This window comes from Butyrivibrio sp. Su6 (assembly GCF_900108105.1).
Classification (GTDB): Bacteria; Bacillota; Clostridia; order Lachnospirales; family Lachnospiraceae; genus Butyrivibrio.
Genome location: NZ_FNUR01000007.1, coordinates 86,347 through 109,949, shown reverse-complemented (window position 1 = coordinate 109,949; position 23,603 = coordinate 86,347). Strand labels below are relative to the sequence as shown.

Annotated in this window: 18 protein-coding genes and 1 pseudogene; all 19 read left to right on the top strand. The window is 41.6% G+C overall.

Annotation, left to right across the window (positions count from 1 at the left end; all coding sequences use genetic code 11):
* Positions 1–18 precede the first annotated feature (18 nt).
* A pseudogene (locus tag C4S54_RS09300) lies at positions 19–1,245 on the top strand (sirohydrochlorin cobaltochelatase); the annotation flags it as partial.
* A gap of 423 nt (positions 1,246–1,668) precedes the next feature.
* The gene (locus C4S54_RS09295; protein WP_103869288.1) at positions 1,669–3,159 is read left to right on the top strand and encodes an ABC transporter substrate-binding protein; all 1,491 of its coding nucleotides are present in this window, start codon (positions 1,669–1,671) and stop codon (positions 3,157–3,159) included.
* Entirely contained in the window at positions 3,156–4,169 is a 1,014-nt protein-coding gene (locus tag C4S54_RS09290) for a FecCD family ABC transporter permease (protein WP_103869287.1), read from the top strand. Before C4S54_RS09295 ends, C4S54_RS09290 begins: the two co-directional genes overlap by 4 nt.
* A gap of 2 nt (positions 4,170–4,171) precedes the next feature.
* The gene (locus tag C4S54_RS09285; protein WP_103869286.1) at positions 4,172–4,966 is read left to right on the top strand and encodes an ABC transporter ATP-binding protein; all 795 of its coding nucleotides are present in this window, start codon (positions 4,172–4,174) and stop codon (positions 4,964–4,966) included.
* Between the two features lie 4 nt (positions 4,967–4,970).
* Complete coding sequence (locus C4S54_RS09280) at positions 4,971–6,428, top strand: cobyric acid synthase (RefSeq protein WP_103869285.1); 1,458 nt, start codon at positions 4,971–4,973, stop codon at positions 6,426–6,428.
* 2 nt (positions 6,429–6,430) lie between these two features.
* Positions 6,431–7,060: a precorrin-8X methylmutase gene (locus tag C4S54_RS09275; protein ID WP_103869284.1), complete on the top strand. Its 630-nt coding sequence runs from the start codon at positions 6,431–6,433 to the stop codon at positions 7,058–7,060.
* A complete protein-coding gene (gene cbiD, locus C4S54_RS09270) occupies positions 7,057–8,166 on the top strand; it encodes a cobalt-precorrin-5B (C(1))-methyltransferase CbiD (RefSeq protein ID WP_103869283.1) in 1,110 nt (369 codons plus the stop codon). The genes C4S54_RS09275 and cbiD overlap by 4 nt, the downstream gene beginning before the upstream one ends.
* 15 nt (positions 8,167–8,181) lie before the next feature.
* On the top strand, positions 8,182–8,949 hold the full coding sequence (cobM, locus tag C4S54_RS09265; protein ID WP_103869282.1) for a precorrin-4 C(11)-methyltransferase: 768 nt from the start codon (positions 8,182–8,184) through the stop codon (positions 8,947–8,949).
* Positions 8,936–9,985, top strand: a complete 1,050-nt coding sequence (locus C4S54_RS09260) for a cobalt-precorrin 5A hydrolase (RefSeq protein ID WP_103869281.1) — start codon at positions 8,936–8,938, stop codon at positions 9,983–9,985. Before cobM ends, C4S54_RS09260 begins: the two co-directional genes overlap by 14 nt.
* Positions 9,979–10,719, top strand: coding sequence for a precorrin-3B C(17)-methyltransferase (cobJ, locus tag C4S54_RS09255; RefSeq protein ID WP_103869280.1), 741 nt, complete (start codon positions 9,979–9,981; stop codon positions 10,717–10,719). Before C4S54_RS09260 ends, cobJ begins: the two co-directional genes overlap by 7 nt.
* Positions 10,712–12,769, top strand: a complete 2,058-nt coding sequence (gene cobK / locus C4S54_RS09250) for a precorrin-6A reductase (RefSeq protein ID WP_103869279.1) — start codon at positions 10,712–10,714, stop codon at positions 12,767–12,769. Before cobJ ends, cobK begins: the two co-directional genes overlap by 8 nt.
* 6 nt (positions 12,770–12,775) lie before the next feature.
* Positions 12,776–14,101 (top strand): cobyrinate a,c-diamide synthase, encoded by a 1,326-nt coding sequence (locus tag C4S54_RS09245; protein WP_103869278.1) that lies wholly within the window; start codon positions 12,776–12,778, stop codon positions 14,099–14,101.
* 124 nt (positions 14,102–14,225) lie between these two features.
* Entirely contained in the window at positions 14,226–15,320 is a 1,095-nt protein-coding gene (locus tag C4S54_RS09240; RefSeq protein WP_103869277.1) for an HD domain-containing protein, read from the top strand.
* 86 nt (positions 15,321–15,406) lie between these two features.
* Complete coding sequence (locus C4S54_RS09235; RefSeq protein WP_146059978.1) at positions 15,407–16,492, top strand: sugar ABC transporter substrate-binding protein; 1,086 nt, start codon at positions 15,407–15,409, stop codon at positions 16,490–16,492.
* On the top strand, positions 16,485–17,984 hold the full coding sequence (locus C4S54_RS09230; protein ID WP_103869275.1) for a sensor histidine kinase: 1,500 nt from the start codon (positions 16,485–16,487) through the stop codon (positions 17,982–17,984). Before C4S54_RS09235 ends, C4S54_RS09230 begins: the two co-directional genes overlap by 8 nt.
* Complete coding sequence (locus C4S54_RS09225) at positions 17,962–19,557, top strand: helix-turn-helix domain-containing protein (RefSeq protein WP_103869274.1); 1,596 nt, start codon at positions 17,962–17,964, stop codon at positions 19,555–19,557. Before C4S54_RS09230 ends, C4S54_RS09225 begins: the two co-directional genes overlap by 23 nt.
* A gap of 12 nt (positions 19,558–19,569) precedes the next feature.
* Positions 19,570–20,637, top strand: coding sequence for a sugar ABC transporter substrate-binding protein (locus C4S54_RS09220; protein ID WP_103869273.1), 1,068 nt, complete (start codon positions 19,570–19,572; stop codon positions 20,635–20,637).
* Between the two features lie 200 nt (positions 20,638–20,837).
* Complete coding sequence (chvE, locus tag C4S54_RS09215) at positions 20,838–21,986, top strand: multiple monosaccharide ABC transporter substrate-binding protein (protein ID WP_103869272.1); 1,149 nt, start codon at positions 20,838–20,840, stop codon at positions 21,984–21,986.
* Between the two features lie 84 nt (positions 21,987–22,070).
* Entirely contained in the window at positions 22,071–23,603 is a 1,533-nt protein-coding gene (gene mmsA / locus C4S54_RS09210; RefSeq protein ID WP_103869271.1) for a multiple monosaccharide ABC transporter ATP-binding protein, read from the top strand.

The window sequence follows — 23,603 nt, the reverse complement described above, 5'->3', positions numbered from 1 at the left end:
TGTACAAGGAGAGGAAAAATGAAAAAGAATCTAGTTACTTCACTTGTTCTGACCACTTTGACAGCACTTGCAGTTTGTGGATGCGGCAGCAGTCAGACAGGTACGTCCGAGAGCGCTGTGACAGAAACATCAGCCGCAGTAGAAAATTTAGCAAGCACAGAAACAGATGCTTCACAGGAAATATCTGATCAAGAAGCTGCTGATAATGTAGCGGCTTTAATTGACGCTATCTATGTTCAGACAAGAACAGATGAGACAGACGCTCAGTGCACTGCAGCCAAAGAGGCATGGGATGCACTTACAGATGCACAAAAAGAATTAGTAGAAGGAGAATTCGCTGATCCTGATTATTTTGGAAGAGATACAGGCGATGCTTCTTTGGATGACCCGCTTAATCAGGATGAAATTGGTGAAAATGAAATTCTTGTTGTCAGCTTTGGTACTTCTTTCAATGACAGCAGAGTTAAGGACATAGGCGGAATTGAAAAGGCAATTGCTGCAGCAAATCCTGACTATTCAGTAAGAAGAGCATTTACAGCTCAGATCATTATCAATCACATTCAGGCAAGAGATGGCGAAGCTATTGATAACATGGATCAGGCCCTTGAAAGAGCAGTTGCAAATGGCGTAAAAAATCTTGTGATCCAGCCTACACATCTTATGCATGGGGCAGAGTATGATGAGCTTGTAGATGCAGTTAATAAATACGCTGATTCTTTTGAAACAGTTAAGATTTCGGAACCACTTCTTGGAGAAGTTGGCGCTGATGCAACAATCATAAACGAAGACAAGCAGACTGTAGCAAAAGAGATAACAAATGCTGCCCTTGCTGAAGCTGGTTTTGATAGCCTTGAAAAAGCTGTAGAAGAGCAGACAGCATTTGTATTTATGGGTCATGGCACAAGCCATGCTGCAAAGGTTACCTATTCTCAGATGCAGACTCAGATGAATGAACTTGGCTATAAGAATGTATTCGTTGGAACTGTAGAGGGTGAGCCCGAAGAGACAGCATGTGAAAATGTGATAGCTGCAGTTCAGGAAGCAGGTTATACAAAGGTCATCTTAAGACCACTTATGGTTGTTGCAGGTGACCACGCCAATAATGACATGGCAGGTGATGAAGAAGATTCCTGGAAGTCAATGTTTGAGGCAGCAGGCTTGTCAGTTGACTGCCAGATTGCAGGTCTTGGCCGAATTGAGAACATTGAGGCCCTTTATGTTCAGCACACAGCTGATGCCATAAAAAAAACCAGTGATTCAGTAAAATCAGATGCATCAGGCATCGCACTTGAAAAGGGTACTTACGAAGTTTCTTTTAACACAGATTCAGGTATGTTTCGTGTGAATGAAGCAAACAACGGAAAAGGTACACTTACAGTTAATGAAGATGGAACAGCATATATTTCAATCGCGCTTGTTTCCAAAAAGATAGTTAATCTCTATGTTGGAACAGCAGCTGATGCCGAAAAGAATGAGGCTGACTGGTTACAGCCTTATGACGTCGAGGTTACATACAGCGATGGAAGCAAAGAGACCGTAAATGGTTTTGATGTTCCTGTAGAGAAGCTTTCAGAGGAATTTGACCTTGCTATTTTAGGTGAAAAGGGCAAATGGTACGACCATAAAGTTTCAGTGACACAGTAATTTTTTTATCCGGAGGCATGTATTTTGAAAAAGACATTTGCGTTGATCATAGCTTTTTTGCTCCTTATTACGGGCTGTGGCCAGAATACAGAAAACAAAATACTTGCTGACGGAGTATATGTTTGCGAAGTTTCTTTAGAGGGAGGAAGCGGCAAAGCAACAGTAGAATCTCCGGCTGAGGTTGTGGCCAAGGATGGAAATATCACAGCATGTATCGTATGGTCCAGCAGCCATTACGATTACATGGTGGTTGATGGTAAGAAGTACCTAAATGAAGCCTTGGCCGGAGAAAATTCAAAGTTTACAATACCTGTTCCCGGATTTGATCAGGAATTTACGGTGATTGCGGATACGACAGCCATGAGTACACCTCATGAGATAGAGTATAAGCTTACCGTTCATGGAATAGGAGAAAAAGACATCTCTTCAGAGGGAGAGAGCACTGAATCTGTAATAAACGCAGGACACGCGTCGACGGATGAACTTACTCTTACAGGCAGCCTTGAACTTGAGTATGCAAAAGAGTTCAGTGTCGACTTTTACGAGGATAATGATAAAAACAGATACAATTATATAACTATTGGAAGCGGGGATTTGGAGCAGAGTTTTTTGCAGAGCTGCTCAGATAAGGCTTCACAATATGAAACAATCAAAACTGATAAAACTTACCTGGTATCCACATCTGTAATGGATCTTATAGCTTCAATAGGAGCTCTTGACAGTATCAGACTGTCAGGCACCAAAAAAGAAGACTGGTCAGTAGAAGAGGCGAAAAAAGCTATGGAGAGCGGCGACCTTCTCTATGCGGGAAAGTATTCGGCCCCTGATTATGAGCTTCTTTTATCGGAGGGGTGCAATTTTGCAATAGAAAATACCATGATCTATCACAATCCGGAGGTCTATGAGAAACTTAAAAGCCTTGGGATAACAGTTATGATAGAGCGCTCAAGCTACGAGAGCAATCCTCTTGGAAGACTGGAGTGGGTAAAGCTTTACGGAGTAATTTATAACAAACTTGATGAAGCAACAGCTCTTTTTAAAGAACAGGAAAGAAGAGTAAACGCAATCAAGACAAAAGAGAAAACAGGAAAAACTGTGGCAGTTTTTTCAATTAATTCAAACGGAATGGTGACGGTAAGAAGAGCCGGGGATTATATCAGCTCAATGATAAATCTTGCAGGAGGTGTCTACGTTCCCAAAGATTTAAATGGCGAAGAAGATAACAATCTCTCCACTATGACTATTACTGTGGAAGATTTTTATGCAGGAGCAAAAGATGCAGACCTGCTTATATACAACGGAACAATCGAAGGGGATATTGTCAGTAAAAAGGAACTGGTGGGGAAAATGCCTCTTCTTGGAGAATTCAGTGCTTTTAAAAGCGGCGATATATACTGTCTGCCTGAAAGCTTTTTTCAGCAGAGCACAAGCGTGGCAGATTTTATTGAGGATGTTAATAATATACTTGAAGACGATACAAAAAAACTTAACTATTTGTTCAGGTTAGAGGAATGATTTTGCAGAAAAAAACCGCTGATCAGATTCTTATTATTTTCATATTGACAGTTCTTTTGGTAATACTAGGACTTATATCCGTGCTGATAGGAAGCGCGGATATAGGTGTTAAGGATCTTTATGCCTTTTTTAAAGGATCAGGAGAAGATTTCGCCAGAAATATTTTATTGACCATAAGGCTTCCAAGGATCCTTGCAGCAGTTATCATGGGCGGAGCGCTGGCTGTTTCAGGTTTTTTATTACAGGTATTTTTTGGAAATCCCATTGCAGGACCTTATGTGCTTGGAGTATCTTCATCGGCCAAGCTCTTTGTGGCACTTGCAATGGTCTTTTTATTAAAGAACGGACGTGTATTTTCGTCCTTTGGAATGATAGTTGCAGCATTTATCGGGTCACTCATTTCGATGGGAATTGTTCTGATAATGGCAGGCAAGGTCCGCAACATGTCTCTTTTAGTAGTGTGCGGTGTTATGATCGGGTATATATGCTCTGCAATAACTGATTTTGTGGTGTGTTTTGCAGAGGATTCCAATATAGTTAATCTCCACAACTGGTCTCTTGGAAGCTTTTCGGGAACTACTATGGAGCATGTGCAGATATCTTTAATCTTTGTGCTTGCGTGTATTTTTTTATCCTTCATGCTCTCTAAGCCCATTGGTGCTTACCAGCTTGGAGAAGCATATGCAAGGAACATGGGAGTAAATATAAAGGCATTAAGAGTGATACTAATTCTTTCATCAAGCCTTTTGTCAGCAACAGTAACAGCCTTTGCCGGTCCCATATCTTTTGTGGGAATAGCAGTTCCGCATATTATGAGGGGACTTTTTAAGACGGCAAAACCACTTATCATGATACCTGCGTGTTTCCTTGGAGGAGCTATTATAACGCTGATCTGCGATGATATAGCAAGGACAGCTTTCGCACCGACGGAACTTAGCATCAGCTCTGTGACGGCTGTGGGACTCGCACCTGTTGTTATCCTGCTGCTTTTAAGGCGAGGGGAGAGATAAAAGTGGACAAAGTATTAAAAGTTTACAAGCTGGATGTCGGCTATCAAAAAACTGTAGTGGCAGATATCACACTGGAAGTTATGCCGGGTGAGATCGTAGCCCTTATAGGCCCTAACGGAGCGGGTAAATCAACAATCCTTAATACCATAACAAGGCAGCTTGAAAAGTTATCAGGCAAAATCTATATCAAAGAAAAAGAGGACAAACTTGTAAATGGTGAAGAACTCTCTACTGTGATGTCAATGGTCACAACACAGAGGATCAAGCCCCAGCTTATGTCTGCTAGAGAAGTGGTGGCAACGGGAAGATATCCTTACACAGGAAGGCTTGGGATACTTTCCAAAAATGACTGGGAAAAAGTTGATGAGGCAATCGCTTTGGTTGATGCAAAAGAAGTTGCAGAAAATGACTTTAGCAAACTAAGCGATGGACAGCGCCAGAGGATTATGCTTGCCAGGGCAATCTGTCAGGAGCCGGAGATAATGATCCTTGATGAGCCCACGTCTTTTCTTGATATTCAGTTTAAGGTGGATATTCTGTCAATAATAAAGAGGATGGCCAAAAGAGAAAATATAGCGGTTGTACTCTCTATCCATGATCTTGAATTTGTAGAAGCACTAGCTGATAAAGTGATCGCAATAAATGATGGAAGAGTTGTCGCTGTTGGAAGGCCAAAAGAAATAATAACCGGTGAGATTATAGAAGATATATATCATATGCAAAAGGGCTGTGGAAAGACGCTGATCGACGGGCTAAGAGGCTATTCGGATGCTCTTTATAAGCTTATAAACAGGTAAAATTATGAAAACAAAGGTAATTATGGTTCAGGGCACTATGTCCAATGTGGGAAAGAGCCTTTTAGCGGGCGGTCTTTGCCGAGTCTTTAAACAGGACGGATACAGGGTTATGCCCTTTAAATCCCAAAATATGGCGCTTAACTCTTTTGTCACGGAGGATGGATTAGAGCTGGGAAGAGCACAGGCAATGCAGGCGGAATGCGCAGGAGTTAAGCCTTCTGTGTACATGAATCCTGTTCTCTTGAAGCCCACAAATGACGTAGGCTCCCAGGTGATAGTAAATGGCGAAGTTATAGGGAATATGCCTGCCAGAGAGTATTTCAAATATAAAAAGAAGTTGATTCCTGATATACTTACTGCCTATCACGAGCTTGAAAGCCAGGCTGATATCATCGTGGTTGAAGGGGCTGGAAGCCCGGCGGAGATAAATCTGAAGGCGGATGATATAGTCAACATGGGTCTTGCAAAGCTCATTGATGCGCCGGTCCTTCTTGTGGGAGATATCGACAAGGGCGGAGTATTTGCACAGCTCCTTGGCACTTTGGAACTTCTTGAAAAAGATGAGAGAGAAAGGGTTAAAGGGCTTATCATCAACAAATTCAGAGGTGATAAGACTCTTTTGGATTCCGGAATAGAAATGATAGAAGAGATGGGACAGGTGCCTGTTATAGGAACTGTGCCATACACAAGGCTTCTTATAGATGATGAGGACAGTCTTAGCGATAGGCTGACAGTCAACAGACAGGCAGAAGGTCCATCCATAGAGGTTGCAGTAGTAAGACTTCCAAGGATATCCAATTTTACAGATGTTGCCCCATTTGAAAGTATAGATGGAGCCAATGTAAGATTCATAACAAATCCCAGGGATGCTGAGAGCGCGGACCTTATCATCATCCCAGGCAGTAAGAATACTATAGGAGACCTTAGATGGATGCGCGAGTCTGGAATGGAGGCAGCCATAAAAAGAAAATCGGCGTCCTGCCCGGTTATCGGCATATGCGGTGGCTTTCAGATGCTTGGAGGGGAAATAAGTGATCCTGCCAAGGTTGAGGATGGCGGAAGTATCAGGGGACTTGGCCTTTTACCTGTAAATACCATACTTAGAAAGCAAAAAAGAAGAACCCAGTGCGAGGGAGTCTTTGATCGTATGGATGGCTTTTTTGAAGTGCTTTCAGGAGCAAAATATACCGGCTATGAAATTCATATGGGCGAAACAAAGGGCAGAAATGGAGAAGCTCTTTTGTCATGCCAAAATGAGATGGTTTTTGGCACCTATGTCCACGGAGTCTTCGATGAAGGCGACATAGCCCTTGACCTAGTAAAAAAGATAGCAGATATAAAGGGTATAAAGCTTGGAAAGACAGTAAATTATAAGGCCTTTAAAGAAAACGAGTATGACAAGCTTGCACAGGTCGTCAGAGATAATCTGGACATGGATTATATTTACAGCATTTTGGGGTGAATATGGAAAATATCGAATTTGTACTTCCTTCTGAAATTGAAAAGAGAAGCTTTGAGATAATAACAAAAGAGCTTGAGGCACTGGGTAAGATAATTCCTGATGAAGAGGCTCCAGTCACAAAAAGAGTTATACATACCAGCGCAGATTTTGAATATGCGGATACTCTTACCTTTTCAGAAAACGCCATAAAGATTGCCAGGGACATGATAAAAAACGGCGCACATATTGTCACCGACACCAATATGGCCATGGCGGGCATCAATAAAAAGAAACTTGCCATGTATGGAGGAGAAGTTCACTGCTTTATGGCTGATGAAAGCGTAGCTGAAATAGCAAAACAGCGCGGCGTTACAAGGGCAACCGTAAGCATGGAAAAGGCAGCAGAGCTTAATGTTCCTATAATTTTTGCCATAGGAAATGCCCCGACAGCCCTTATTTCCTTATATGAAATGAAGGAAAAAGGTATCTACAGACCTGAATTTGTCATTGGTGTGCCTGTGGGATTTGTAAACGTAGTAGCGGCAAAGGAGCTCTTTTTACATTCGGATGTTCCATACATAATAAACCGCGGAAGAAAGGGCGGCAGTAATATAGCTGCAGCCATTGTAAATGCATTGGTATATGGCCTATGAGAAAAGGATTTACGACAGGGAGCTGCGCTGCGGCTGCATCAAAGGCAGCAGCGTATATGCTGCTTTCGGGAAAAGAGAAAAGCGCGATTGAGATAGAGACCCCAGCAGGAGTTATGTTTGAGGCTCAGATCGTGGATATACAAAAGAATGAGTCCTATGTTTCATGCGCTGTTATCAAGGATGGCGGTGATGATCCGGATGTTACAACAGGAAGCCACATTGTCTCGAAAGTTAGTATTGTAGAGGACTCTTTTGAAAAAGATATGAGATCCCCCTTGAAAGTCGTAATTGACGGCGGAATCGGAGTGGGGAGAGTTACAAAGCCCGGACTTGACCAGAAAGTTGGAAATGCAGCGATAAACCATGTTCCAAGGGAGATGATCCTCAAAGAAGTTACAGAAGTATGCAGCTTTTTTGACTTTAATGGCATTTTGAAAGTTGAAATCTCAGTTCCTGAGGGAGAAGAGCTTGCAAAAAGGACTTTTAATCCAAGACTTGGAATAGAGGGCGGAATCTCAATACTTGGGACTACAGGAATTGTTGAGCCCATGAGTACTAAGGCTATTCTTGATACCATAAGGGTTGAGCTGAATCAGAAGAAAGCCCTTGGGCAGACCACGGCCATCGTATCTCCCGGCAATTTTGGTCAGCAGTTTATGAAGGATACCTTTGGATATGACCTTGATATGAGCGTGAAGTGCTCGAATTTTATCGGCGAAACTATAGATATGGTATGCGAGATGGGATTTGAGAAAATGGTTTTGACAGGCCACATCGGAAAGCTCATTAAAGTTGCAGGAGGCATCATGAATACTCATTCCCATGAGGCTGACTGCAGAATGGAGATACTTGCCTGCTGTGCGATTTTGGCAAATGCAGAGGCTGATATTGCAAAAAAGATACTTGGGTGTACAAACACTGAGGAAGCGCTTCATATTGTGGAAGAAGCAGGGATGCTCAAGGAGACTATGGACATTGTACTTGAGAAAGTGCTGTTTTACTTAAACTTCAGGGCTCAGGGGAAAATTCAAATTGAATGTGTGATCTACTCAGGGGACTATGGGATACTTGCAAAGTCTTCAGGTGCAAAAGATCTACTCATGTAAAGAAAAGAGGAACGAATGGTTCATTTTGTAGGTGCAGGGTGCGGCGCTGCTGACCTTATAACAGTAAGAGGAATGAAGCTCTTACAAAAAGCAGATGTAATAATCTATGCGGGATCTTTGGTCAATCCCCAGCTTTTAGAGTATGCAAAAGAGAGCTGCGAAATATATAACAGCGCGGTTTTGACCCTGGATGAAGTCATGGAGATAATGGTTCTTTCAGATAAAAAAGGAAAAGAAGTGGTAAGGCTTCACACTGGGGAGCCAAGTATTTACGGGGCTGTTATGGAACAGATGCAGCTTCTTGATAAAGAAAACATAAAATACGACAGCTGTCCCGGAGTCAGCGCCTGTTTTGGGGCTGCGGCATCGCTAAATCTTGAATACACGCTTCCTGATGTGAGTCAGTCCCTTATAATCACCAGGATGGAGGGAAAAACCACCGTTCCTCAAAAAGAATCAATTGAAAGCTTTGCCTCTCACAATGCCTCAATGGCTATATATTTAAGCGCGGGAATGCTTGAGGAACTGTCTAAAAGGCTGATAAAAGGCGGATACAGCGCCGATACTCCTGCGGCAATTGTGTATAAGGCAAGCTGGCCTGATGAAAAGAAGATTCTCTGCACTGTGGGGAGCCTTTACGAGAGCGGGCAAAAAGAAGGTATCAAGAATCTTGCAGTTGTTCTTGTTGGAGGAGTGATAGCAAAATCCGGTTACTCATTGTCAAAACTCTATTCACCGGATTTTGAAACGGGCTTTAGAGGGATCAAAAATGAATCAGATTAAAGTAATACAGGTCGCTTATGCTACTGATAAAGGAAGGCAGCTGGCAGAAAGTCTGTTTGATGGAAATGGCGATGTTCTTGCAGAGATAAAGGACGAGAATGAGAAGCTCTCTGACTTTTTTAAGCGAAACTTTGAAGAACATCAGCCTATAGTATTTATCGGAGCTGTGGGAATCGCTGTAAGGCTCCTTTCTCCATGCATTCAGAATAAGTTAAAAGACATCCCTGTAGTTGTGATAGATGAACTTGGAAAATTTGTTGTTCCAATTTTATCGGGGCATTACGGAGGTGCTAATGATCTGGCATCTCTTTTAGCCAAAAGAACTGGCGCTACGGCAGTTATCACTACTGCAACTGATATTAACAGAGCTTTTGCAATAGATGTTTTTGCCAGGGAAAACGGTCTTGTTATCACAGACAAGGAAAAGATAAAGAAGATTTCTTCCAGGGTTTTAAAGGGTGAAAAGATTAATTTTGCCTGTGATCTTAAGGAAAAAGAGTTCACAGGGAAAATGCCAACAGATATAGCAGAGATCAATATAAATATGCAGGAGAATAGCACGACCAATTTATGCATTCCTGATTTTTACATTAGTGATGAGAAGGGAAAAAAGACCTTTGAGGATGCACTTTTTCTTTATCCAAAGCGCATGGTCCTTGGAATGGGCTGTAAGAAGGACAAGAGCTTTGAACAGCTAAAGGCCTTTTTACTTGAGCAGTACGATGAAAAAGAGCTTTCACAAAACCTGTATGCTATCTGCTCAATAGACGTTAAGGGTAGTGAAATTGGGCTGCTTAAGCTGTGCCAGTACTTTGGAGTAAAGTTTCTCACATTTTCTTCTGATGAACTAGAAAGAGCAGAGGGAGAGTTTGAGGAGTCTGATTTTGTGAGGAGCAAAGTAGGCGTTGGAAATGTCTGCGAAAGGGCAGCAGTTTTAGGCGCAGGCCATGGGGCGATACTTGTAAAAAATAAGATTTCCAGAGATGGAATGACCCTTGCGGAAGCAAAGAGAAGGATGATCACAATAAAATGGTAGGAAAGATATTTATAGTTGGAATGGGCCCCGGAGATAAGAACATGATGACCGGGCAGGCAATTGAAGCTATGGAAAGCAGCGATATCATTGCGGGCTATACAGTTTATGTTGATCTTGTTAAGGATCTTTTTCCGGAAAAAGAGTTTTTTACGACACCTATGAAACAGGAAATTGAAAGATGCAGAAAAAGCTTTGAATTTGCCAAGGAAGGGAAAAATGTAGCACTTATCTGCAGTGGAGATGCCGGAGTTTATGGTATGGCATCTCCTGTGTATGAGCTTTGGGAAGAGTACCCGGAGGTAGAAATCAGTGTGATTCCCGGTGTCACTGCTGCAATTTCAGGTGCAGCAATTCTTGGGGCTCCCATAAATCACGACTTTTGCGTTATTTCCTTAAGCGATCTGCTGACGCCGTGGGAGCAGATAGAAAAGAGGCTGAAAGCAGCAGTAGAGGGGGATTTTTCAATAGTTATCTACAACCCTTCCAGTAAAAAGAGGGCAGACTATTTAAAAAGAGCCTGTGACATCATGCTTGCAAGCGGCGCTGATGAGGAAAGAGCCTGTGGATACGTGGAAAATATAGGCCGAGAAGGCACAAGGGCCCATGTGTGCACTTTATCTGATCTGAAAAATGAGACCGTAAACATGTTTACAACAGTATTTATCGGAAATTCGAGATCTAAACTTATTGGCGACAGATTAGTGACTCCAAGAGGATACAGGATAAATGAATAAAGTAATCATTTTTGGTGGAACAACTGAAGGAAAAGAGCTGGCTATAGAGCTTGCAAAGGCGAAAATTCCAAGCCTTTATCTTGTGGCGACGGATTATGGAAAAAAGGTCATAGATGATGATCCGCTAGTTGATGTGCATATTGGAAGGCTTGGCAGCAGTCAGATGAAAGAGCTTTTTGAAAAAGTTAAGCCCATTGCTATAGTTGATTCAACTCACCCCTACGCAGAACTTGTAAAAAAAGAAATTGATGATGCAAGGAAGGATTTCCCGGATATTCGCTTTTTTAGAGTACACAGGGAGGGCGAAAAAATCGATGCCTGCGGGGCAAAGTTATTTGAAAATGCCGGTGACTGCGCAAAGGCACTTCTTGAGACAAAGGGAACAATTTTTTTGACAACAGGCTCCAAGGATATTCCTGAGTTTTGTCGTGAAAAGAGCTTATGTTCACGCCTTGTGGCCAGAGTCATACCAAATGGAGAGAGCCTTAAGATATGCTATGACAACGGTCTTTTGGGAAAGCAGATAATAGCGATGCAGGGACCATTTTCATATGACATGAATCTGACTTTCTTTAAAAACTATGATGCAAAGGTCGTAGTCTTAAAGGAGAGCGGAAAGGTCGGAGGAGAGCTTGAAAGGATTCAGGCAGCCAAAGACGCGGGGGCTCAAATCTTCATAATAAAGCGTCCTATCGAAGCTGCCGGGGAAGACTATGAAAGAGTCAAAAATGAAATAATCAGCATATCAAAACGGGAAAAAACTGCTTCAGATATGCAAAATGAGAAGACAGGTACAGAACACACAAAGAGTCTTCAAGTTATCCTGGCGGGTTTTGGAATGGGAAAAGGTTCACTTACTTTGGAAGTAAAAAGAGCCATTGATGAAGCAGATTACATCTTCGGTGCAGAGAGAATGCTAAAGGGCATAACTTCAGAATGCCGGAAGTATCCATATTACCTTGCATCTGACATAATACCTGCCCTTGAAAAGATAAAAGAAGAGAATGCAAAAGAAACCATTAAGGCGGTAGTTCTTTTTTCAGGGGATACAGGATTTTACAGCGGCGCGGGGAAACTTAATGCAGCACTTATAGCTAAAGGCTACAGTCCAAAAGTTTTGCCAGGCATATCATCGGTAAGTGCCCTGTGCGCAAGAATAGGCGAGAACTGGCAGGATAAAGCTATCATCAGTACTCACGGAGTAGATGAGAAAAAATGGATCGGAGAGCTAATAGCATCTGTAACAGGAAGTGCCGGCACCATAGCCATTACTTCCGGTGTAAAAGACATAAACAGAATTGGAAAACTTCTGGAAAAACTGGAGAATGACAAAAAAGGTAAGTTCACAGTCTATGCCGGTTGCAACCTTTACAGTGAAGAAAAGATATGTGTACTTGACCCTGCAGGATGCATGGAGCTTAATGAAGAAGGTCTTTACACCCTCATAATCAAAAATGAGCAGAAAGCAGAAAAAGAGCTTCTTCCGGGACTTAAGGATGATGAATTTATCAGGGATAAAGTACCTATGACAAAAGAGGAAATAAGGACTTTGTCTATTTGTAAGCTAAAGGTTTGCGATAGAGATGTCATATATGATATCGGCGGCGGGACTGGCTCTGTTTCAGTGGAATGTGCAAGACTATCTCCCGGAATAAAGGTTTATTCTGTGGAAAAAAGAAAAGAGGCATGTGACCTTATTAGGAAAAATGCTGAAAAGTTCATGCTTTCAAATATAGAAGTGGTAGAAGGTACTGCGCCAGAGGCGCTTAATGATCTTCCTGCTCCTGACAAGGTATTTATTGGCGGCAGCAGCGGTAATCTTAGAGAAATATTTGAAAAATTGAGAAGCTTTGAAAAGAAAATAAGAGTCGTTGCAAATGCAGTCACCATCGAGACTATCGCCGCATTAAATGAACTTATCAAAGATTATGATATTAAGGATGCCGATATAGCGCTTGTCCAGGTAAGTAAAGCAAAAAGCCTTGGACAATACTCCCTTATGGAAGCAGAAAACCCGGTATATATTGTCTCTTTTACAATCGGTTATTGAGGAAAAATGAATTATCCAAGATTACTTATAGCAGCCCCCAAAAGCGGAAGTGGGAAGACCACTGTAACCCTGGGAATACTTGCTGCTTTGAAAAAACAAAATATAGATGTGTGCAGCTTTAAATGTGGCCCTGATTATATCGACCCCATGTTTCACAGAGATGTGATAGGGATTCCAGCAGGGAATCTGGACACTTTTTTTACAGGAGATGACCTTACAAGAAAGCTCTTTGTAGATGAGTATGAGGGGGACATTGCTGTAATAGAGGGCGTTATGGGCCTTTATGATGGTATAGGCGGAATAGAGGAACAGGGCTCATCTTATGACCTTGCAAGAGTCTTAAAAGCACCGATTGTGCTGGTAGTTGACGGGAGAGGAGCCGGAAGGTCTGTAATTGCGCAGATAAGAGGCTTTCTTGACTATGACAGTGAAAAACTCATAAAAGGCGTGATCCTGAATAAGACATCAAAGAGCTTTGCCTCTGTACTTATGCCTCTTATAGAAAAAGAGCTGGGAATAAGATGTTATGGCTATGTTGAAAATAAAAAGGATATTGAGCTTTCAAGCAGGCACCTGGGGCTTATTTTGCCAAAAGAAATAGATGACCTTAAAGAAAAACTTGATATGACAGCCGGGATAATTGAAGAAGGCGTAGATATCAAGGGGATTTTAGAGCTTTCTAAAAAGGCAGAAGCTATTTCTTTTACCAAAAGTAAGGATGAGCCCAAGTCGCTAAGAGCCAGGATAGCAGTGGCATTTGACGAAGCTTTTTGCTTTTACTACAGGGAGAACCTTGGCCTTTTAAAAAGCCTTGGGGCAGATATAATTTTCTTTTCACCGATCAGGGATAAGGCGCTTCCAGAAAACATAGATGCCCTCATTCTTGGCGGGGGCTACCCTGAAAACTATCTCAAAGAGCTCTCAGATAACAGGGATATGCTACAGGACATAAAAGAAAAACTATCCCTGGGACTTCCTGTTTTGGCGGAGTGCGGAGGGTTCATGTATCTTACAAAAAAGATAACGGATCCTGATGGGAATTCTTATGATATGGTTGGCTTTATTGATGCTGATACAAGCTGGGCCGGAAAAAAGGTACGCTTTGGTTACGTTGAGCTAAGTGACGATGAGTTTCAAATAAAGGGACACGAGTTTCATTATTATGACACTGATAATAATGGAGAGGATTTTGTTGCCCAAAAACCAACCGGAAATCGTAGATACAACTGTATACATCATATAAATGGCTCATATATGGGTTTTCCACACCTTTATTATCCCTCATGCCCTGATTTTATTGAGGCTTTTTTGGATAAGATAGCAAAGCCCTGAAAAAATTCGTTTTTTTTTCACAATTTTTTGTAGATATTTTCACAGGTGATTTGTTATATTTAAATCTAACTTTTCAGGCAGATTTTTAACTAGTTGAAAAAAAGGGTTTTATTAAAGGGAAAACATGTTTTCGAAAGACACGCAGATATTACTTTGTATATCTTCTAATGTATCTGAACAAGAGAATATCCGTAATCTGATAAATGGGGACAGAAATTGTGTCTTTGTTAAATCTGAAAGAGAGGCGCTGGCGCTTCTTAAGTCCAGGCTTCGTCCATCACTTATCCTATTGGATCTTGATTACCCGGGGAATGATTATTTTACACTGTTTTCAAGGCTTAAGTCTGATCCGGTATTAGAGAATACACCGGTGATCATCCTTATTCCTGAAGATTCAGGGAAGGAAGCTTTTTTCCTTACTATAGGTGCGGCGGATGTTATCAGAAAGCCTTTGGCGCAGGAAGTTCTTAACAGGCGAATAGATAATGTAATAAACAGTCAGTATGTAAATGATTATCTCATTACCAAGATGTATTCATATAGAGATTCTCTTGCTGAGGAGCACAAAAAGCTGGTTATTTACACCAAACAGATCATCAAATCGCTTTCTTCTGCAATTGATGCCAAGGATACATATACTAATGGCCATTCAGTGCGAGTTGCCGAGTACGCCTGCGAGATTGCTGAGGCAATGGGCTACGATGACAAAATGCTTGAGATCATCTATCAGGCAGGATTGTTACATGATATAGGAAAGATCGGAGTATCTGACACAGTTCTTCGCAAGCCCGGAGAACTCAATGAAAAAGAGATGGCTGCCATCAGACAGCATCCTATAATTGGCCACGAGATACTCTCATCTATTACAGAGATACCTCTTATTTCTTACGGCGCCAGATGGCATCATGAGAGATATGACGGAAAGGGCTATCCGGATGGATTAAAGGGCGAGGAGATACCGCTCATTCCTCGTATAATCTGTGTGGCTGACGCCTATGACGCCATGACATCAAACAGGTCATATAGAAGGCAGCTATCGCCACTTGAAGCACGAGAAGAGATTCTTAGAAACTGCGGAACACAGTTTGATCCGGAGATAGGTAAGATAGCAGCTTCCATAATTGAGAAAAATATCTCAGGTGAAATAAGCTTTAAAAACAGAGAGACTACATTTACATCAATTTTCTCACCAAGCAATAATAAAGCGCTCTATGCATAGTGAAGTGGATTTTATTGTCATTTTTGATTTTCAATGACAATAAAATCCACTTTTTTTGGCTAAAGTCATCTGCTAAAATCAACCTTATGAAAGTAAGAAAAGACTTATACGCAAAAAAAATAAGAAGACAGTATCTGGTGCTGATACTAACGCTTCTTTTTACGCTTTTGACACTTATCTTTGGGTCGCTATACTTTAGATTTTACAGATTAGAGCTTGTTAAGCAGGCGGAAGCCCACACCTATGACAAGTATTTTGTGATGATAACTGATAATTACAAGACAGATTTTTGGCAGTCAGTGTATGAGGGAGCGCTGGAAAAAGCCAGGGAATCTGATATCTATGTAGATCTTTTGGGGATGAATCTTTCAAGGGACTATTCCTGTGAAGAACTGATGAAGATAGCAACTGCGTCAAAGGTTGACGGGATCATGGTCTGTGCTGATGAGTCAAGCTCCATGACCGCGCTCATAAACGATGCGGTTAGTAACGGGATACCTGTAGTAACTCTCTATGGCGATAACACCCATTCTGACAGGCTGAGCTTTGTGGGAATCAGTGGATATAGCGTGGGCAAAATGTATGCAAAGCAGATCATCAATATTATCAAGGATGCAAGGCGTGAAAAGCTTCTTGGAGAAGATGGTATTGAGGACACCAGAAAGGTTCAGGTCGCAGTTCTTGCAAATGCTGATACCAAAGACGCCGGACAGAATATCATTATATCTGCCATTCAGGATACTATCAGTGAAGAAAATGTAACAGACGCAGAGTTTGATGTTTCTATTGTCACGGTTGATAACACAAATGCATTTTCGGTAGAAGAATCAATCAGGGATATCTTTTTAAATGAGGATGTTCCTGATGTAATCGTATGCCTGAATGAGCTCAACACCACCTGTACTTATCAGGCAGTTGTTGATTTTAATAAGGTAGGAGAAGTCAGCGTACTCGGTTATTACGACTCCTCTGAGATTGTTAAGGCCATAGACAGAGGTGGCGTCTATGCTACTATTTCGATTGATACCAGACAGCTTGGAGAGTACAGTGTTTCTGCCCTTTTGGACTACTATGAATTTGGAAATACAAGCGAATATTATCTGGCAGACGTAACACTTATCGACAGAAGTAACGTGGCAGATTTCCTGAAGAAGGAGGCGCTCGATGAATAAATTCTTAAACAGCCCTCTTCAGACCAAGATCATAAGCGCCTGCGTTCTTGCCAATATAACCATATTTATCGTTAATCTCTTTTTGATAGTCGGGATCAACAGCATGTCAAAAGACATGGAGATGGTTTATGAAAGCAACAGGTCTTTGAATGAGCTTTCTGTAGCACTTAACATGGTTCAGGATTCCATGACTGAATATCTTTCTTCAAAGACCAGTGACTCTTTGGAAAACTACTATATAAACGCTCAGAAATTCAGAGACCTTTCTGATGATCTGGGAGAAAAAGTTACTGATTTTTCTTTTAACCGAATGGAAAGAAATATTAAGTTCATGTCTGGTGAATACCTTGAGCAGGTTGAGCAGACTATAGAGGCCAAAAGAGGAAGAAATGTAGAAAAATACAGAGCCTACTATGAATCCTCCACGAATCTTTTTGAGAACATACAAAGCTATATTACAAGTCTTAATCTGGAGCTTTTTGTAATAAATTCAGAGGATTTCATAACCCTTATCCAGACCTTTAGAACCTTTGAGATCATAGGCGTTGTGGTAATGACTTTTGTAATGATAGGAAATGTGATCATAATCACAAGCTTTGTTAAAGCGATGATAATGCCACTTAGAAGCCTTGCAGACTCAGCCAATGAGATCGCTGACGGTGACTTTGATGTCACGCTTCCGTCGGTTTCTTATAGCGATGAAGTCGGCATTGTTATCGGCGCCTTTAACAAGATGATCGTCAGCATCAAGGACTATATTGAACAGCTCAAAGTCAGCATGGCCAATGAGCGCTATATGCAGGAAAAAGAGCTGATGATGGAGGCACATCTTAAGGACGCACAGCTGCGGTATTTGCAGGCCCAGATAAACCCGCATTTTCTTTTTAACACGTTAAATGCAGGTGCTCAGCTTGCAATGATGGAAGGTGCTGACAGAACTTATGAATATGTTCAGACTGTGGCTGACTTTTTCAGATATAATGTAAAAAATCAAAAGGATGCTGTTACTTTAAGGGAAGAGGTCACTTTAGTTGACAATTACATCCACATTTTAAATGTGCGTTTTTCAGGGGATATCGGTTACGAAAAACAGGTGGATGAAAGACTTCTTGATCACAAAATGCCAAGTATGATCCTTCAGCCAATTGTAGAAAACGCTGTAAATCACGGTATAAGGGAAATGGCCGGGGATGGCAGGATTGTTCTTAAGGTTTACAGACAGGATAAGGATGTCTGCATAAGTGTAAAGGATAACGGAAAAGGCATCAGTAATGAGACTATAGAAAAGATCCTTTCAGGGGATTATGTAAGTGATGAAAACGCCTATGACAACAACGGAATAGGCATGGATAATGTGATAAAAAGGCTCCGTCTTTTTGTGGGGCACGAAGACGTATTGCAGATATATAGTGAAGGAGAAGGTAAGGGCTGCGAAGTAGTGATTCGTCTGCCGCTTGAGGGAGCAAAATATGTACAGGGTGATGATTGCTGATGACGAGGGTATTGTCATCGACTCAATGAAATTCATAATAGAAAAAGAGTTCGGACAGCTCTGTCAGGTTGAGTATGCAAAGTCAGGCCGAAAGGTCATAGAACTTGCAGAGAGCTTCAGACCTGATATTGCGGTGATAGATATCCATATGCCGGGCATCAACGGCATTGATGCCATAAAAGAAATGAAGAGGTTTTGTACTAACACTGTTTTTATTGTTATGTCAGCCTATGATAAGTTCGATTATGCTAAAGAGGCCATAAAACTGGGAGTTTTGGAGTACATCACAAAGCCCATGGAGAGGATAAAGGTAATCACGGTTCTGAAAAAGGCCATGGAGCAGATAGACAGTGATCGTGAAAAGCGCAGCAATGAGCTCCTGATCAAGGAAAAGCTTGAAACAGTTGAGCCTATTATCGAGAACGGACTTATTTATGACATTCTTTTGCAGGAGCATTTTGAAGAGGATATAGACAGCTACAGGACTATTCTGGGGATAAATGAGAACTATGGCTGTATGCTTGCCATTGTCTGTGGCGATTCCCAGGAGGGAAACCACATGACCAACGCAGTTGGAAGCTCTGTAAAAATATCCGGTAAATATCAGGAGATAAGAGAAGGTGTCAGGACCTTTTTTGACTGCAAGATTGGAAATGTAATGGCCAATAAGATAGCAGTTCTTTTGCCTCTTGAAAAAGAGAGCCTTGATTACAACGAGAGGACTGAGATTATTGACAGAGCAAGGGAAATGGCCAGGTTTCTTAAGAAAAAGACAGAGATCAGCTTCAGAGTGGGAATTGGCGGAGTTAAGCCCTTAAGGGAGCTTGCAGAGTCTTATAAGGAAGCGTTGAATGCACTTATTGCTACGACGGGCTCGGTTGCACATGTGGATGACCTTACTATCAGCTGCGGATACGAGGATGATTATCCCAAGGACCTTGAAAAGCCCATGTTTGATGCAGTTACGAAAGGTGATCAGAACGGAACTTTGGTATATGCAGAAAAATATGCCGACTGGATGTGCCAGAGAGCTGATGATGGGGACCTGATGTCCATGAGGCTTAAAGTACTGGAGTTTTCTTTGTACGCGGAGCACCTTGCATATCAGAATGGTGGACAGACTTATCGTTACTCCGGGCGAAACAATTATCTTCCTGAAATAATGGAGCTTGATTCACCTGCGGAGATAAAGAAATGGTTCATAGATAAGATGTCAGGTGCCTGTAGGAACGTGATCAGCAAGAGAGAAGAGCGCTCAAACAGCATTATGAAAACGGCCATGGATTATATCAAAGACAATTTCCATAAAGACATATCCCTTGATGATGTCTCAAGAGTCGTTAATATATCACCTTATTATTTCAGTAAGATATTTAAAGAAGAGAATGGACTTAATTTCATTGAGTATCTGACAAATGTAAGAATAGAAAAGGCCAAAAAGCTTTTGGAGGAGTCGGACCTTTCTATTAAAGAAATATGCATTTCCTGTGGCTATACTGATCCTAATTATTTTAGCCGCAGCTTTAAGAAAAACGTTGGAGTTACACCTACAGAATATAAAGACAGGTTCTAAAGGGTATTTAAAATGGGGAAAAGAATAAGAAGGGTTATTTGTGTTTTTTTACTGGCTTTTTTAACTGTTATGTCTTTTAGTGGCTGTGAAAAAGAATCGGCGAAAGCAGATAACAGTGCGGAGAAGGAAAGCGACAAGATCCAGATCGGTATGTGCTTTGATTCCTTTGTTATAGAGCGTTGGCAGAGGGACAGGGATGTATTCGTCTCCACTGCAAAAGAGCTGGGGGCAGAGGTTAATGTCCAGAATGCCAATGGGGATCCTGCCCAGCAAAAGCAGCAGATTGATTATTTTATTAAAAAAGGCATGGATGTGATAGTCATCATAACAATTGATTCCGAGGAGATACTGGAGAGTGTTGAAAAGGCCAGGGAAGCTGGAATCAAGGTGATAGCCTATGACAGGCCTATTGCAGGGACAGATACAGATTTATATATTTCTTTTGACAATGAGAAGGTCGGAGAAATGATGGGAAATGCCCTTATGAAGAAGGGCCTGAGTAGCGGTAAGGTGCTTATGCTTTGCGGATCTCCAACCGACTACAATGTACCGATGGTTGAGAGCGGCTTTGGAAAAGTGATGGAGGAGAATAAGATACTTGTCCTTGATGTTTTTCATGCTGATGGCTGGAGAGCGGAGCTTGCAGGGGAGTACATCTATGAGCATATGGATCTGGTTGAGCAGGCTGATGCTATTATGTGCGGCAATGATGACCTTGCCAGCAAAGTGGTCCATGCTCTGTCTGAAAAAAGGCTTGCAGGTAAAAAGCTGGTTGTGGGACAGGATGCTGATCTTGAAGCCTGCCAGAGGATAGTTGAGGGGACTCAGCTAATGACTGTGTATAAGCCAATCGAGAAGCTGGCTCAGAAGGCAGCACAGTCAGCTGTTAAACTGGCTAAAGGGGAGGAGCTTTTGGAGGAAGAACTCTCTGTATATGATAATGATGGGAAAGAAATTCCATATCTTAAGATCGAACCGGTCAGTGTTACAGCAGATAATATCGATGAAGTTATAATAAAGAGTGGCTTTCATTTAAAGGAAGATGTGTACTTAAATGTTCCGGGCAAAATGCCAAAATAATGAGAGTAGCATTATTTTGAAAACCTTAAAGCTGCGCTTGCAATAAAATGCTAGCACAGCTTTTTTTATAAAAATTTAATAATAAAAATATGCTATAAGTCGTAAGTTACTCCTATTCTCCCGATGCTAGAATGACACTCGTAAGGAGCAGAAAACAATCTGCAAAAAACTACTAACAAACTATTGTGGGAGGAAAAGAAATGAAGAGAAAACTATTAAGTGCAGTTCTTTCAATGGCTATGGCAGCATCGCTCATGGTTGGATGCGGAAGTGCAGCACCTGCTCAGACACAGACTGACAACAGCGCAGCTCAGACTGAGACCAAGACAGAGACAAAGACAGAGACACCTGCACAGACAGAGAGCGCAGGCGGCGGAAAAGTCGGCGTTGCAATGCCTACTAAGGATCTTCAGAGATGGAACCAGGACGGTGCCAACATGGAAGAGCAGCTTAAGGCAGCAGGCTATGAAGTTGACCTTCAGTATGCATCAAATGATATTGCTACTCAGGTTTCTCAGATTGAGAACATGATCAGCCAGGGAGCACAGGTTCTTGTTATTGCTTCTATCGATGGTGATTCACTTGGAACAGTTCTTGCTCAGGCAAAGGAAGCAGGAATCTCAGTTATCGCTTATGATCGTCTTATCATGAATTCAGACGCTGTTTCATACTATGCAACATTTGATAACTACATGGTTGGAACAAAGCAGGGCGAATACATCAGAGATCAGCTTGATCTTGACAACGCAGCAGGCCCATTCAACATCGAGATCTTCACAGGTGATCCTGGTGACAACAACGCAAGATTTTTCTACGGCGGCGCTATGGACGTACTTAACAAGTACATCGACGAAGGTAAGCTTGTAGTTCAGTCAGGCCAGAAAGACTTCGATAACGTTGCAACAGCTAACTGGTCAACAGAGAATGCACAGTCAAGAATGGATGCTATCATTTCTGCTAACTATGCAAATGGAACAAAACTTGATGCAGTTCTTTGCTCAAACGACTCAACAGCTCTTGGTGTTACAAACTCTCTTGAAGCTAACTACACAGGTGATTGGCCAATCATCACAGGTCAGGACTGTGACGTTGCTAACGTAAAGAACATGATCGCTGGTAAGCAGTCAATGTCAATCTTCAAGGATACACGTACACTTGCAGCTAAGACAGTAGAGATGGTTGACGCTATCATGAAGGGCACAGATGCTCCTGTTAACGACACATCAACATATAACAACGGAACAGGCGTTATTCCTTCATACCTTTGCGAACCTGTATTTGCTGACGTTAACAACTACAAAGAACTTCTTATTGATTCAGGTTACTACAAAGAGAGCGATCTTCAGTAATTAAGCTTTATACAGGCGGGTCTTACTGGCCCGCCTTATATTTGAGAATAGGCCGATACAGATAGAAAAGGAGGAGGGGCAACATTGGAAAAGATATTATTGGAAATGAAAAATATCACCAAGACCTTTCCTGGTGTGAAAGCATTAGACAACGTTAACTTAAAAGTTGTGAATGGTGAGATCCATGCGCTTGTTGGAGAAAACGGGGCAGGAAAATCCACACTGATGAATGTGCTTAGTGGTGTTTATCCATATGGTTCTTATGAGGGCGATATTGTATATGATGGTGAAACTTGCAAGTTTGGAGCCATAAAGGATAGTGAAGAGAAGGGAATAGTTATTATTCATCAGGAACTTGCGCTTATTCCCTATATGACTATTGCTGAGAATATGTTCCTCGGAAATGAGAGAGGAAAGAAAATAAAGATTGACTGGAACGAGACAAACAAGCAGGCAAGAAGATATCTGGATATTGTTGGACTTAGAGAGAGTACACAGACATTGATCAAGGATATTGGTGTTGGTAAACAGCAGCTTGTAGAGATTGTCAAGGCTCTTTCAAAAAGGGCAAGGCTTCTTATTTTGGATGAGCCTACATCATCACTTAATGAGACTGATTCAAGAGCGCTGCTTGATCTTTTGCTCAGGCTAAAAGAAGAACGTGGTCTTACTTCCATTATTATTTCTCACAAATTAAATGAGGTTTCTTATGTGGCAGACAAGATCACTGTCATAAGAGACGGAGCGACTATTGAGACCCTTACAAAGGGCGTTGATGACTTCTCTGAGAGCAGGATAATCAAGGGAATGGTAGGTCGTGAGATATCAGACAGATTCCCAAAGAGAGTGCCGAATATCGGCGATGTGAGCATGGAAGTAAAGAACTGGAATGTTTACCATCCTTTACATAAAGATAGAAAAGTTGTTGATGACGTAAATATCTATGTCAGAAAAGGTGAAGTTTTAGGAATCTCCGGACTTATGGGAGCAGGAAGAACAGAGCTTGCTATGAGTATTTTTGGAAAAAGCTACGGAGAGAACATCACCGGGCAGATTTTATTAAACGGAAAAGAAGTACAGCTGAATACTGTTAAGAGTGCAATCAAACATGGACTTGCATATGTTACTGAGGACAGAAAGGGAAATGGCCTTATTCTTTCAAATCCGATCAAGACAAATACAACAGTTGCAAATCTTGAGGCAGTAAGCCACAGAACAGTAATTGACAAGCATAAAGAATATGCAGTTGCGGTAGAGTATAAGGACAAGCTAAAGACAAAGACACCTTCTGTGGAACAGCATGTTGGCAACTTAAGCGGAGGAAATCAGCAGAAAGTTCTTTTGGCAAAATGGATGTTTGCTAACCCTGATATTCTCATACTTGATGAACCTACAAGAGGTATTGATGTAGGTGCGAAATACGAAATTTACTGCATAATAAACCAGTTGGTAGCGGAAGGGAAATCTGTAATTCTTATTTCTTCCGAACTTCCTGAGGTACTCGGAATGTCAGACAGGATTTATGTTATGAATGAGGGTAGGATTGTTGGGGAACTCGATGCCAAGGATGCAACTCAGGAAAAGATAATGTCAAGAATTTTACAGACTGCTGGTTAA

What these genes read in the sequence shown, in the direction of transcription:
- cbiD (WP_103869283.1), top strand. Translation starts at nt 7,057, where the DNA reads ATGAGAAAAGGATTTACGACAGGGAGCTGCGCTGCGGCTGCATCAAAG.
- C4S54_RS09220 (WP_103869273.1), top strand. Translation starts at nt 19,570, where the DNA reads ATGGGGAAAAGAATAAGAAGGGTTATTTGTGTTTTTTTACTGGCTTTT.
- C4S54_RS09275 (WP_103869284.1), top strand. Translation starts at nt 6,431, where the DNA reads ATGGAAAATATCGAATTTGTACTTCCTTCTGAAATTGAAAAGAGAAGC.
- C4S54_RS09235 (WP_146059978.1), top strand. Translation starts at nt 15,407, where the DNA reads ATGAAAGTAAGAAAAGACTTATACGCAAAAAAAATAAGAAGACAGTAT.
- C4S54_RS09225 (WP_103869274.1), top strand. Translation starts at nt 17,962, where the DNA reads ATGTACAGGGTGATGATTGCTGATGACGAGGGTATTGTCATCGACTCA.
- C4S54_RS09240 (WP_103869277.1), top strand. Translation starts at nt 14,226, where the DNA reads ATGTTTTCGAAAGACACGCAGATATTACTTTGTATATCTTCTAATGTA.
- cobK (WP_103869279.1), top strand. Translation starts at nt 10,712, where the DNA reads ATGAATAAAGTAATCATTTTTGGTGGAACAACTGAAGGAAAAGAGCTG.
- C4S54_RS09230 (WP_103869275.1), top strand. Translation starts at nt 16,485, where the DNA reads ATGAATAAATTCTTAAACAGCCCTCTTCAGACCAAGATCATAAGCGCC.
- C4S54_RS09280 (WP_103869285.1), top strand. Translation starts at nt 4,971, where the DNA reads ATGAAAACAAAGGTAATTATGGTTCAGGGCACTATGTCCAATGTGGGA.
- C4S54_RS09290 (WP_103869287.1), top strand. Translation starts at nt 3,156, where the DNA reads ATGATTTTGCAGAAAAAAACCGCTGATCAGATTCTTATTATTTTCATA.
- C4S54_RS09260 (WP_103869281.1), top strand. Translation starts at nt 8,936, where the DNA reads ATGAATCAGATTAAAGTAATACAGGTCGCTTATGCTACTGATAAAGGA.
- cobM (WP_103869282.1), top strand. Translation starts at nt 8,182, where the DNA reads ATGGTTCATTTTGTAGGTGCAGGGTGCGGCGCTGCTGACCTTATAACA.
- C4S54_RS09245 (WP_103869278.1), top strand. Translation starts at nt 12,776, where the DNA reads ATGAATTATCCAAGATTACTTATAGCAGCCCCCAAAAGCGGAAGTGGG.
- chvE (WP_103869272.1), top strand. Translation starts at nt 20,838, where the DNA reads ATGAAGAGAAAACTATTAAGTGCAGTTCTTTCAATGGCTATGGCAGCA.
- cobJ (WP_103869280.1), top strand. Translation starts at nt 9,979, where the DNA reads ATGGTAGGAAAGATATTTATAGTTGGAATGGGCCCCGGAGATAAGAAC.